This window comes from Sphingomonas sp. IC081, assembly GCF_006874585.1.
Lineage (GTDB): Bacteria > Pseudomonadota > Alphaproteobacteria > Sphingomonadales > Sphingomonadaceae > Novosphingobium.
Genome location: NZ_CP029761.1, coordinates 1080816 through 1093642, shown reverse-complemented (window position 1 = coordinate 1093642; position 12827 = coordinate 1080816). Strand labels below are relative to the sequence as shown.

At 69.1% G+C, this 12827-nt stretch carries 7 protein-coding genes; all 7 read right to left on the bottom strand.

Annotation, left to right across the window (positions count from 1 at the left end; genetic code table 11):
• Positions 1 to 11: 11 nt before the first annotated feature.
• The gene (gene addA, locus DM450_RS05235; RefSeq protein ID WP_142633034.1) at positions 12 to 3506 is read right to left on the bottom strand and encodes a double-strand break repair helicase AddA; all 3495 of its coding nucleotides are present in this window, start codon (positions 3504 to 3506) and stop codon (positions 12 to 14) included.
• Positions 3503 to 6532: a double-strand break repair protein AddB gene (gene addB / locus DM450_RS05230; protein WP_142633032.1), complete on the bottom strand. Its 3030-nt coding sequence runs from the start codon at positions 6530 to 6532 to the stop codon at positions 3503 to 3505. The genes addA and addB overlap by 4 nt, the downstream gene beginning before the upstream one ends.
• Positions 6525 to 7250: a nucleotidyltransferase family protein gene (locus DM450_RS05225; RefSeq protein ID WP_142633030.1), complete on the bottom strand. Its 726-nt coding sequence runs from the start codon at positions 7248 to 7250 to the stop codon at positions 6525 to 6527. The genes addB and DM450_RS05225 overlap by 8 nt, the downstream gene beginning before the upstream one ends.
• Positions 7247 to 8245 (bottom strand): aminoglycoside phosphotransferase family protein, encoded by a 999-nt coding sequence (locus DM450_RS05220; protein ID WP_185928715.1) that lies wholly within the window; start codon positions 8243 to 8245, stop codon positions 7247 to 7249. The genes DM450_RS05225 and DM450_RS05220 overlap by 4 nt, the downstream gene beginning before the upstream one ends.
• Positions 8242 to 8688, bottom strand: coding sequence for a tRNA (adenosine(37)-N6)-threonylcarbamoyltransferase complex ATPase subunit type 1 TsaE (gene tsaE, locus DM450_RS05215; RefSeq protein WP_142633028.1), 447 nt, complete (start codon positions 8686 to 8688; stop codon positions 8242 to 8244). Before tsaE ends, DM450_RS05220 begins: the two co-directional genes overlap by 4 nt.
• A complete protein-coding gene (locus DM450_RS05210; protein WP_142633026.1) occupies positions 8685 to 11045 on the bottom strand; it encodes a PAS domain-containing sensor histidine kinase in 2361 nt (786 codons plus the stop codon). The genes tsaE and DM450_RS05210 overlap by 4 nt, the downstream gene beginning before the upstream one ends.
• A 286-nt stretch (positions 11046 to 11331) precedes the next feature.
• The gene (ahcY, locus tag DM450_RS05205; protein ID WP_142633024.1) at positions 11332 to 12747 is read right to left on the bottom strand and encodes an adenosylhomocysteinase; all 1416 of its coding nucleotides are present in this window, start codon (positions 12745 to 12747) and stop codon (positions 11332 to 11334) included.
• Between the last annotated feature and the right edge of the window lie 80 nt (positions 12748 to 12827).

Genomic DNA, 12827 nt, shown 5'->3' with positions numbered 1-12827 from the left:
CGCACATAGCTTTACTGGACCTGTGCAAAGTCGGGCTTGTGCGCCGCCAATGTCGCGGACGGTACTTCGATCAGGCGCGGAACGGAAGTGTAGAGCAAGGCGACTTCCACCGCGCGTCCCGGGAACGCCACTTCCAGCGCAGCGGCATAGGCCGCCATCTGCCGCAGCACGCCTCTCGGCACCTGCTCCAGACGTTCGGGCGGACGGCGCGCGGTCTTGTAATCGACCAGCCGCACGCGGGTGGGCTCGACCACCAGACGGTCGATCGTGCCCGCCACCACCTGCCCGCCGACGACCGCCGCCACCGGCACTTCGGCAAGGCTGCGGGGCCCGAACAGGTCGGCCCAATCGGGATTGCCGAGCACCGCCAGCGCGCTGTCCAGCATCGCCTGGCGCACCTCTTCGGCAAGATCGGCGGCATTGCGGGCAAGCCATTGCCAGCCCGCCTCCTCGCGCATGTCGGCAGCGACTTGCGGCAGGCGTTCGAGCAGCTTGTGCACCAGCGTACCGCGCCGCAGGGCATCGCGGCCCGCACCCGGCGGGAACGGCGGATCGGGCGCATCCTCCTCGCCCAAAGCAGACGGCGCCAGCGGGCGCGGCGGGCGCGGTTCGGCTGGGGCGACACGCTCCAGCCAGCGCGGCAGCGGCTCACGCAGCGGCAGCTGCACCGAGCGGACTTGGGCCGGCAAGGGCGCGGGCGGCGTGCCGTAATCGCAGCGCGTGCCCCAGATCGCATCCTCCACCTCAGCCCCGTCCTCGAACAGGCTGCGCAGGCGGGCGAACCAGCTTTTCTCGGCCGGGCCGTCCTTGTCGCGCTTGCCCAGCGCGCCGCCGACAAACAGCGCTTCCTCGGCGCGGGTCATGGCGACGTAGAGCAGGCGCCAGTGTTCCTGTTCGTCCCCCTCGCGGTTTTCGGCGATCTGCGCGGCGATGCGCCCCGCCTTCTCGTCCTTCGACAGCGGCGGCAGCGGCACCTTGCGGCGTGCCTCGCGCGGGTCGGCAAGTTCGAAACCGCGCTCGCGCGCCGCCTCGGGATTGCCGGTGGCGTCGGCGAGGATGACGATGGGCGCCTGCAGGCCCTTCGATCCATGCGCGGTCATCACGCGGACAAGCCCCTGCGCGGCATCCGCCTCGCGCTTCAGCTCGCCGTCGCCCGCATCGAACCATGCGAGGAAACCGGCAAGGCTGGGCGTGTCGGTCATGACATAGGCCTGCGCGGCGTTGACCAGTTCGTCGATCGGGTCGTTGGCCTCGCTGCCCAGCCGCGCCACCAGCTTGCGCCGCGCCTGCCATGGCCCGACCAAGAGCCAGTGCAGCATGGCCTGCGGCGGCGCATAGTCGGCCTTGGCGAGCAGTTCGCCCAATTGTTCCATGACCACGCCGATTTCGGGGCCGGACTGGGTGCGCAAGTGATCCCACAGGCGCACGCCCTTCGCCCGGTGCCCGAAGCGCAGCAATTGCTCCTGGCTCCAGCCCACCAGCGGCGAGACGAGCAGGCTGGCCAGCGTCAGGTCGTCCAGCGGCTGCACCGCAAAGCGCAGCGCGGCAATCAGGTCCTTCACCGCCAGCGGCGCGCCCAGACGCAGACGGTCGACGCCCGCCACCGGCACACCCGCCGCATGGAGCCGCGCGACGATCAGCCCGGCCAGTTCCTTGCGCTGGCGCACCAGGACCATGATGTCACCCGCCCCGGCGCGGCGCGGCTTGCCCTTGTGGAGCGCGAAACCGGGGCCGCTTTCATCGAGCCATTCGCGCACCTGACGGGCGATGCGCTCCGCCATCTGGCGATCCGGGCGCGAAAGCCAGTTGGGCTGCGCACCGTCGGCGTCGTCGGTGTCGAGGGGGTCTTCCTCCTCCACTTCCTCGGCCACCGGCTGCCACAGCGCGACATAGCCGGGACGCTCCTGCCCGACGTGACGTTCTGCCGGACGGTCGAGCCCGAAATTGCCGTGGCCGATGCCGCCGATGGCCTCGTCCACGAAATCGAGGACTTTCTGCGCGGTGCGGAAGCTGCGGTCGAGCCCGAGTTCGACGAGGCGCCGCGGCGCGGCCGCGCTGCGCAGCATGTCGGCATTGTCCGCCGCCTGGTCCATCATGGCGCGCACGCGCTCTGCCGCACGGCGGAAGTTTTCCGGGCTGGTGCCCTGGAAGCGGAAGATCGCCTGCTTGTAATCGCCCACCACGAAGAGCGTGCGCAAGAGTTCGCTCCGCTGGCCCTCCCCGGCCCAGAACTCCTCCGCCATGGCAAAGACGATGTCCCACTGCGCGGCATTGGTATCCTGCGCCTCGTCGACCAGGATGTGGTCGAAGCGGCGGTCCAGCTTGTAGCGGATCCAGTCGGCCGAAGCCTGCCCGCGCAAGAGGTCGGCGGCGCGGCGGATCTGGTCGTCGAAGTCGATCAGGCCTTCGCGCTGCTTCGCCTCGTCCCAGGCGATCGCGAAAGCGCGGCCAAGGCGCAGCGCGGGCACCAGCCGGTCGGCCAGCCCCAGCAGTGCCTTCACCTCGCGGATGCGAACCAGACACTCGCCCACGCGCGAGGCATAGCCTTCGTAATCGGGCTCGAACTTTCCAAGGTTCCTGGCGCTGCGGACCGCATCGTCCTTGGTGAACAGCGCCCCGTAGAGGTCTTCCACCTGCTCCGCGCGCTTGGCGGGCGAATGCATGAGCCAGGGCACCAGCACGTCGGTCGCCTTGTGCGCGGTGGCGGTGTTCCACTCGGCCAGCACTTCGCAGCAGCGGCGCAGCGAGCGGACGTCGAACTGGTCGTCCGCACACATGGATGCCAGCATGTCCCCGCCGGCATCGGCGGGCAGCCCCAGCAGGCGCAGCACATGACCCCGCATGTCGCCCGCCTGCCACGAGCCCGGCCCGAACCACGCCTCCCGCGCCGACGCGCAGCGCAGCAGGAAGTCCATCACCGAGTCCGGGCCGTGCCGCAGCGAAAGCTGCGCGATGGCGCGCAGCAAATGCGTGTCGCCCAGCGCGGCCTCTTCCGCCTCCACCAGCAGGTCGGCCAGCACCTGCCGCGCCAGCAAGGTGCGTTCGCGGTCCTCCATCGGGCGGGTGCCGGGAACCAGCCCCGCCTCCAGCGGGAACGTCGCCAGCAGCCACTGCGAGAAGGCGTGGATGGTATCGATCCGCAAGCCCCCGCCGGGGCAATCGAGCACGGCGGCAAACAGCGTGCGCGCCCGCGCCATCGTTTCGGGATCGGTCGGCGCGCCGATGGCATCGAGGCGCAGGAACAGCTGCGTCTCTTCCAGCCGCACCCATTCGGCCAGCGTGCCGTTGATGCGCGCGGCCATTTCGGTGGCGCCGGCCTTGGTGAAGGTGAGGCACAGCACCTGCGAAGGCGAAACGCCCTCCTGCAGCAAGAGCCGCAGCACGCGCGAGGAGAGGACCTGCGTCTTGCCGGTGCCCGCCGATGCCGAAAGCCAGACGCTGTCACGCGGATCGACCGCGCGCATCTGGTTGCCGTGCAGCGGATGGACGGTTGCCGGGCCGCTCATGCGCCGTCTCCCGTCCTGGGCTCGGAATCCTTGGGTTCCGAACGCCCGCCCAGCGAGGTGATCCACTCATCCAGCCGCATCAGCTGGTCGTAATCGGCGTAGGAACCCAGTTCCGGATTGAGCCTTGCGGTGAACGCCTCGGTGCCGAGGATCCAGCGGTCGAGCGCATCGTTCAGGTAGTCCTCGGTATGCGGCATGAACTCGTCCGGCAGCACGCCGGTGCGCTTGCTGCCTTCCTTGAGCGGGGTGGTGGTGTAACCGATGGTGTCCTTGTTCTTGGCCATCGACCAGTATTCAAAGGCCTCAGCCTCGCCCTCGATCACCCTGTCGTCCAGATCCTTGAAGCCGCGCGCCTCGGCAATCATCGCGACCAGGCCAAGCTGCAGCGCAAAACCCTCTTCCACGCGGCGCGTCGTCGGCGGCGACCCGGTCTTGTAGTCCACCACCGCCAGCTTGCCGTCCGCCAGCCGGTCGATACGGTCGGCCCGGCCGTGGACCCTGATGCCGCGATAGTCCATGTCGCCCTTCGCTTCCGTGGCGATGACGCGGCGGCCGTGGGTCTTGTGCGCCAGCACGAGATCGCGGAACGTATCGAGCGCGGCGGAAAGACGCGGCCACCACAGCGCACGCATCAGCGGGTGCGCGTTCTTCTCCACCAGGACTTGCTGCGCGATCGTGTGCAATCCGTCGACCGGCTCGCCCGCGCGGTGCCAGCGCTCCATCACGAGATGCGCGACTTCGCCCTTCCACGCCGCGCTCGGCTCCGCGTCCAGCGCATCGAGGCGCGAGAGGCCGAGGATGGCATTGGCGTAGAATTCGTAAGGATCGCCGCGCAGACGGTCGAGCCCGGTGACCGAAAGGTCCACCCGGCGCTGCCCGGCGCTCGGCATCGGCTGCGGGCGAGGATGCGCGGGAACCGGGGTTGCGTCGTCGATCATGCGCGCAAGGCGCAGCGCCTCGGTCTCGACATGGCGCTTGGCCTCATCCGCGCCCATCAGCGCCTTGACGCGCAGCACGAAGCGCGAGGGGATCACCGGGCCGCCGGCATCGCGCAAGGCCCAGCTGAGCACCACTTCGGGCGCGCCCAATGCTGCGGCAAGGTCGTGCGCAGCAAGGCCGATGCGGAAGTCGGCGCCCGGCACCCCCAGCGCGCGCAGCACGGCGGGCGGCAGCAGCGCGTCCTGCGCGGGAGCGGCCGGCCAGGTGCCCTCCACCAGTCCGCCGCAGATGACCAGATCGGCGCGGCTCATGCGCGCTTCCAGCAGGCCGTAGATCGAGACGCGCGGGTGGCCGCCCCAGGGCGGGCGCACGGCAGCACGGTCCATCACATCGCGCAGCATGGCGTGGAGCTCGCGCGGATCGAACAGCGTTCCGGCCGAGGCGGCAGCGGCGCGCAGTTCCTCCACCATGGCACTGAGCGAACGTCCGTCCGCGCCGGACCAGATCGCCTCGCCGCAGAGCCGTTCGGCAGCATCGGCGAGCGTGCCCAGCATCGTGTCGAGCGGTTCGCCTTGATCGAGTGCCAGCAGCGGCGCCAGCACCGCCTCGACCTCGCCCCACCATGCGCCGATCTTGCGCGCCTCGGCGATTTCCGCCAGCGCGGCAAGGCCGCCGCCGGGGCGCGGTCCGCGCAGGCCCCGGTCCAGCTTGCGCGCCGATTCCAGCCAGGCCGCACGGCCTTCCCCGGCACCGGCAAGGGGATGCACCAGCAGCGCGATCAGCGGTACCGGCGCCGCCTGATCGGCCATGACTTCGGCCAGAAGCAGCATCAGGCGGCCCGCGGCGGTCTGCGACAGCGGCAGGCCCGCGGTATCGTCGGCGGCGATGTCCCAGCGGGTGAGGTGCGCGACGACGCGCGCGGCCAGCCCGCGATCGGGGGTGATGACCGCCACGCGCCGCTCGGGCACTTCCAGCGCCTGCCGCACGAGAATGGCGATGGCCTGCGCTTCCTGCTCGGGATGCGCGCTTTCCATCAGGCGCACGCCGGGCAGGCGGCGCCGTTCCGCCTCCAGCCCCACCCACGCCGTCGAGGCCTGCGGCGGCAGGAACAGGTTGGAGATCACCGTGCTGCGCGACGGCGGCGAGGCGCCGGGACCGGAGCGGTGCCACGCCGTCACTTCCTCGCGGGCGATGCCCATGCGGTTCAGCAGCAGCTTGAGGTGATATTGCGGGTGCGTCACCGCGTCATGGGGCCCGAACGGCGGGTCCTCCGGCCCGGCCGGATTGCCGGCGGTGCCGAGTTCCTCCCAGACGTCCTGCGGCAGCGCGAGGTCGAAATCGGGCAGCACCACGCTGCCCTCGGGCAGTTCGCTCACCACCCGCAGCAATTTCGCCAGCGCGGGCGAGGCGCTGGTGACGCCCGCCGCGACGATCGGGAAGACCGGAGGCGCCAGGCGCCATTCGCGGGCGGCATGCTCGAACAGCTGGTTGCGCCGCTCCGGCGCGTCGATCTCGCCGCGCGCCGCCAGTTCCGCCAGCCAGTATTGCTGCACTTTCAGGAAAGTACGGGTGTTGTCGGTCCAGTGGCTGGCGAGTTCGCCGACCACGCCGATCACCCGCTCGCTCATCAGGTCGAGCGGGGCGATCCCCTCGACCAGCAGGCGGTCCATCGTCCGGCCCAGCTCCCACGCACGGCGCAGCAGCGCCGCGCCCTTGCCCGCCGCATCGCCGTCGACTTCGCGCAAGTAATGGGCCAGCCGCAGCCAGCGGCGGGTGGGATCGGCAGCCGGCGCGATGTCCGCCGCGCCCAGCGGGTCGAGCAGCGGTCCCAGCGTCTCGTCAAGGTCGAGATCGCCCACCACCACCATGCGCGGCAGCAGCAGGCCGGGCGTCTCGACGCTGCCCGCATGGCGCACGAAAGCCTCGGTCACCGTGCGCACGGCGCGGCGGCTGGGCAGCAGCAGGGTCAGCCGGGCAAGGCCAAGCTCGCCCTGCCCGTAACGCGGCGCCAGACCCGCCACGAGGGCGTCCGCGAAACCGCGATGGGCTGCAATCGAATAGACTTTCGGCCCCGCCCTCTCAGGCACGGGTCAGCCATTCCTCGGTGGGACGGATCGCCGCCGGTTCACCCACTTCGAACCATAGGCCGGTATGGGTAATGCCGTAGAGACGGCCTTCCTCGATCGCGCGGCTCCACAGCAGGTTGGTGGAGAACGGCCCTTCCGGCGCATCGCGCAGCAAACGCTTCGATACCAGCTGGATGCCCATGTAGATGAACGGCGCGACGTGGCCCGGCTTGCGGCGCGAGACACGGCCCACGGCATCGAGATGGAAGTCGCCGGCGCCCCTGTGGTGCATCGCCTGCGGATGCGGCACCACCAGCAGCAGCGCGTCCATGCGTTCCTCGTCCCAGGCGCGCGAGAGTTCGTGGAACACGTCCTCCGGACCGTCGAGCCAGATATTGTCGCTGTTGAGGCAGAAGAACGTCTCGGGCAGCAAGGGCGCGGCCTTGACCATGCCGCCGCCGGTTTCGAGAAGCTGCGCGCGCTCGTCCGAAACGGTCACCCGCGGTCCCTGGTGACGCGCCTTGAAGTGTCCTTCCAGCGCGTCTGCAAGGTAGTGGACGTTGACCACCGCCTTCTCGATCCCGGCCGTGTCCAGCTTGTCGAGTGTATGGTCGATCAGCGACTTGCCCGCCACCCGCACCAGCGGCTTGGGCTGGGTGGCGGTGAGCGGGCGCATGCGCTTGCCGATGCCGGCGGCCAGCACCATCGCGGTATCGCTGGCGAGCGGGCCCCGGTTCATGCCGCAAGGCTCCCGCCATTGGCGGCGCGCAGTTCGTCGGGCACGTTGGCATCGAACCAGCGGGCCACCGGCTCCAGCGCCGGATGGGCAAGATCCCGCTCCAGCTGCGCCCATACGCGCGGAATCAGGTCGAGGTAGCGCGGCTTGCCGTCACGCTTGAACAGGCGCACGAAGATGCCGACGATCTTGGTGTTGCGCTGCGCGCCGAGGCGGGCGTAATCGGCCAGGAACGTCTCGGGATCGACCCCGGTCGCGCGCAGGTAATGGTCGAACATCTCGGCCTCCAGCTCGGGCGAAACGTCGCGGCGGGCATCCTGCAGCAGCGAGACGAGATCATAGGCCGGGTGGCCGATCAGCGCGTCCTGGAAGTCCAGCAGCCCCTGCTTTTCGAGCGCGCCGAGCAGCATGATGTTCTCGGCGTGATAGTCGCGCAGCACGGTGACGCCGGGACGCTGGCGGGGCAGCATCTCGCCCAGCACGCTTTCCCACGCGGCGGTGAAACCGGCGGCATCGACCGAGAGGTTCTGCGCGGGCGCATACCATTCGAGGAACAGGCGCACCTCGCGCTGGTACTCGCTCATCGAATAATCGAGGAACGGCCCGGGCGGCAGCTTGTGGAGCTGCACCAGCGTGTCGATCGCGCCCTTGTAGATCGCGCGTTCGTCGTCCGGCCACTGGTCGATGTAGTCACGCATGCGCGCATCGCCGAAGTCTTCCATCAGCACCAGCCCGCGCTCGGCCTGCTCGGCCAGGATCCGCGGGCTGCGCATGCCGTTGGCATCGAGCCAGCGTGCCGCGCGCAGGAACGGCTGCGGGTCCTCGGTCGGCGGCGGGGCGTCCATCAGCATCGCGCATTCGCCATGCGCCCCGCGCACGCGGAAGTAGCGGCGGAACGACGCATCGCCGGCCAGCGGCTCGACAGTGGCGCCCTGCCATCCGGCATCGGCAAGGAAGGGCGCGAGGCCCTTGGGAAGATCGGCGGGAATCGTGGTCATTGCGGGATTCGCCCTACCCAATCCGCCCCCGCTTCGACAATGGCGATCCTGCCCTCTTCCGCAACTTCCAGCGTAATCGAGAGGCAGCCCGGCTCATGGGTGAACCCGCCGGCGTGATCGGGCCACTCGGCGATGAGTGCAGCGCCCTGCCGGTAGTCGTCGAGACCGATCTCGTCCGCCTCGGAAGGATGGGCCAGGCGGTAGAAATCGGCATGGACCAGCGGCAGGCGGACCGCAGGCGGATCGTAGACCTCGATGATCGCGAAACTGGGCGAAGGCACTTCGCCCTCATGCCCGAGACCGGCGATGATCGCGCGGGCGAGCGTGGTCTTGCCCGCGCCGAGGCCGCCTTCCAGCGCAACGACGTCGTCCGGCCGCAAGGCCTCGGCAATGGCGCGGCCAAGCCGGTCCATCGCCGCAAGATCGGGAAGCGCAATCTTCATTCGGGAAGCTCCACCAGCGCGCTGGTCCCCTTGCCGCGTTCGGAAACGAGCCGCAGCGCACCGCCGTGCGCCTCGACCAGCTGGCGCGCCAGCGGCAGGCCGAGCCCCTGGCTGCGCTCCACCGACTTGCCGTCGGCGCTCTGCTTCATGCCGTCGAGCGCGAGGGCGAGACTGCGATTGTCCATGCCCTGCCCGCGATCCTGCACGAGGATCTGTACCACGCCCTCACCTTCGGGCGACTTGCGCCGTGCCATCTGCACGAGAATGCGCTGTCCGCGCGGCGAGGCGGCAATGGCGTTGTCGACCAGATGGCCGACCGCCCGCGCCAGACGCCGGCGGTCGCCCGGGAACGGCCGCAGCAGCCCGTCGGCCCGCAAGTCGAGCACCAGCCCGGCGCGTTCCAGACGCCCGGCCCGTTCCTCCACCACCGAGCGGATGAAGGGCATCGGGTCGATCTCTTCCTTCTTGAGCGGCAGCAGCCCGGCCTCGCTCTGCGACAGGTCGAGCAGGCTGTCGATGTGCTCGCCCAGCTGGTCGACCGAGGCGATGATCGCCGCCACGTATTCCTGCCCGCCGGGATTGAGCTCGCCGCCGACGCCCGCTTCCAGCAATTCGGCAAACCCGCCGATCGAGGTGAGCGGGGTGCGCAGTTCGTAGCTGATCTTGGCGAGGAAGCGGGTCTTGATCGCATCCGCCTCGATCAGCGCCTCGTTGCTTTCGCGCAGCGCCGCTTCGGCCTTCTGCGAATCGGTGATGTCGAGCACGGCCAGCAGGCCGTTGCCGTCGGGCAGCGGCACGCCCGCATATTCGAGCATCCTGCCGTCGGCGAGCGCGATGCGCCCGCCCTTCTGCGTACGGTCCAGCGCGGCGGCACGCACGGCCACACCGATCGCTTCGGCCTCGACCGGACGCATGAGCCGCGGCGCGATCTTCTTGAGCAAGGCCTCGACGTGCGGGTGGGTATCGAGGAAATCGCTCTCCATGCCCCAGTCGGCGGCAAAGCGGCGGTTCCACAGCTGCACGCGGCCATCGGGCGCAAAGACCGCAACCGATTCGTAGAGGCTGTCGAACATCGCCGTGCGCGTGCGCAGCAGCGTGTCGCGCACCGCCGAAAGACGCAGCTGTTCGGTGCGGTCTTCCGCGATCAGCAGCAGGCCGCCGTCGGGCAGCGGCTGGGCGACGATACGCAGGTGCGTACCGTCGGACAGCGTCCAGGCTTCCTCATGGCTCTCGCTGGAGGCGAACCAGGCGCCCTTCTCGCGCCGCCATGCCGGGAAGTCGCGCACTTCGGGAACCCGCTGGGCATCACGCGCGGCATCGAGCAGGCGTTCGAACACCGGCGGGTCCTGCAGCACTTTCGGCTCCAGCTTGAACAGGCGCTGGAACGGCTGGTTGGCAAAGCTCAGGCGCTTGCGGGCATCGAACTGGGCGACACCGGCGGACAACTGGTCCAGCAGGGCCCGCTGCGCATCGCGGAAGGCGCGGAACGAGCGCGACATTTCCTCGAGGTCTTCGATGTCCACCGCGTAACCGGCAACCCCGTCATCCCCCAGCGGCAAGTCGCTGACCCGCATCGCCCGGCGCTGGCCGTCGATCGTGGTGGAGACGATGCGCTGGATCGGCGCGCCCTTCTGCGCGGCGATCCGCGCGACTTGCGCCGGGCTGACGCCGTCGACGTTCTCGACCAGTTCGGTGCCGGCCGCCACCACGCCTTGCGCGCTCTCGCCGCCGACCGCGGTGACATAGGCCGAGTTCACCAGTTGCAGTTCGCCGTCCGGGCGGCGGAACCACATCGGCATCGGCGCCGCCTCGATCAGCGAGACCAGCGCGGTGAAGTCACCCCGCGCGCGCGCCGCCTCGTCGCGCAGGCGGACAAGTTCACCCTCGCTGTCGGAAAAGTCGAAAAGCCAGACCAGCGCCGCGCCGCCGGGCGAGACCTGCGGATCGGCAAGATGCCCGCGCAGCGCCAGCGAACGTGCCGAATTGCGCGGGGTGACGACCATGCGGAAGGGCGCGGCGCTCTTCTGGGTGCGGCGCACCGCCTCGGTCAGTTCGGCGAGCTTGTCGGAAGGAATACCGCGGTCGCCGCCGTCGAGTTCGGACAGGAACTGGGGAACCGCATCAAAACCCAGCCACTGGGCAACGCGCGGCGGCCCCTCGATGCGGCCGTCGGAACGCACGAGCAGCGGGATCGCCGGCGATTCCTCGACCATGCGGGCCAGCCGCCGGGCGGAACGAAGCTGCGCTTCCGCGCGCTTCTGGCGGCCTCTGGCGGAAAGCACCGCCCAGGCCGCCGCCAGCATCCATGCGGCAAGAAGCAACCCGATTACGAGAGGTACGAAGCGTTCGTGATCCATTCACCCCCGGCTATGCTGTCCCGGCGCCGCAAAGACAATGGGGAGAGTACCGCAGTGCCGGTACTCTCCCCATGTTGTTCGCGGATTTGGCTTTGTTCGAGAATTCGCCAAAGGCGAATTTTAGCGGCACCGACCCACTCCCGTCCCGAAGAACACAAAAAGGTCCGGGGGACCTTTTTGCTGAGGGGGCCGACCACCCACGAGTGTATCCTGACGGGTGGTCGGGTGGGGGAGTGGGCCGGTGCCGCATCGGGAATGCCCGGAGGGGCATTCCCGACCAAACAAATCAGTAGCGGTAGTGGTCCGCCTTGAACGGGCCCACTTCCGGCACGCCGATGTAGTCGGCCTGCTTCTTCGAAAGCTTGGTGAGCTTCACGCCCAGCTTTTCGAGGTGCAGCGCGGCGACCTTCTCGTCGAGGTGCTTGGGCAGCACGTAGACGCGGTTCTCGTACTGCTCGTTCTTGGTGAACAGTTCGATCTGCGCGAGCGTCTGGTTGGTGAAGCTTGCCGACATCACGAAGCTGGGGTGGCCGGTGGCGCAGCCCAGGTTCACCAGACGGCCCTTGGCGAGCACGATGATCTGCTTGCCGTCCGGGAAGGTGACGAGGTCGGTACCGGCCTTCACTTCCTTCCAGTCGTAGTTGTCGAGCGCCGAGATCTGGATCTCGCTGTCGAAGTGGCCAATGTTGCAGACGATGGCCTTGTCCTTCATCTGCTCCATGTGCTCGCCGGTGATGACGGCTTCGTTGCCGGTGGCGGTGACGAAGATGTCGCAGCGCTTCACGGCGTCTTCCATGGTGACGACTTCATAGCCTTCCATGGCGGCCTGAAGGGCGCAGATCGGGTCGATCTCGGTGACCATCACGCGGGCGCCGCCGTTGCGCAGCGACGCGGCCGAGCCCTTGCCGACGTCGCCGAAACCGGCAACGCAGGCGACCTTGCCGGCCAGCATCACGTCGGTGGCGCGGCGGATCGCGTCGACCAGCGATTCCTTGCAGCCGTAGAGGTTGTCGAACTTCGACTTGGTGACCGAATCGTTCACGTTGATCGCGGGGAACGGCAGCTTGCCGTCCTTGGCGAGGTGGTAGAGGCGGTGCACGCCGGTGGTGGTCTCTTCCGAGACGCCCTTGATGGCGTTGACGGTGCGCGAGAGGTAACCCGGCTTGGCCTTGAGGAAGGCGTTGAGCGCGCGCACGAACTCGATTTCCTCGGCGTTCGAGGGTTCGAACAGCGGTTCACCGGCTTCGACGCGGGCGCCCCAGAGCGCAAACATGGTGGCATCGCCGCCGTCGTCGAGGATCATGTTGCAGGTGAGGTCGGGGTTGCCCTCGCTCGACCAGTCGAAGATGCGGCCGACGTAGTCCCAGTATTCGGCCAGGCTTTCGCCCTTGATGGCGTAGACGGGGATGTCCTGCGCGGCGATGGCGGCGGCGGCATGGTCCTGCGTCGAGAAGATGTTGCAGGTGGCCCAGCGCACTTCGGCGCCGAGCGCGACCAGCGTCTCGATCAGCACGGCGGTCTGGATCGTCATGTGCAGCGAGCCGGTGATGCGCGCACCCTTGAGCGGCTGGGCAGCGCCGTATTCCTCGCGCAGCGCCATCAGGCCGGGCATTTCGGTTTCGGCGATGGCGATCTCGGTGCGGCCGAAGTCGGCGAGCGAGATATCGGCGATGGCGTAGTCGGGGGCGGTGGTCGTGGCCACGGGCGCGAACTCCTGGAAGTGTTTGCTCTACGGCCCCTGCGCCGGAATGGCGTAGGGCGCCGCAATGGTGCCGTCCCTAC

Bases quoted from the DNA above. Each gene is read 5' to 3' on its own strand.
- addA (WP_142633034.1), bottom strand. From the start codon at position 3,506: ATGAGCGGCCCGGCAACCGTCCATCCGCTGCACGGCAACCAGATGCGC.
- DM450_RS05225 (WP_142633030.1), bottom strand. From the start codon at position 7,250: ATGAACCGGGGCCCGCTCGCCAGCGATACCGCGATGGTGCTGGCCGCC.
- DM450_RS05220 (WP_185928715.1), bottom strand. From the start codon at position 8,245: ATGACCACGATTCCCGCCGATCTTCCCAAGGGCCTCGCGCCCTTCCTT.
- tsaE (WP_142633028.1), bottom strand. From the start codon at position 8,688: ATGAAGATTGCGCTTCCCGATCTTGCGGCGATGGACCGGCTTGGCCGC.
- DM450_RS05210 (WP_142633026.1), bottom strand. From the start codon at position 11,045: ATGGATCACGAACGCTTCGTACCTCTCGTAATCGGGTTGCTTCTTGCC.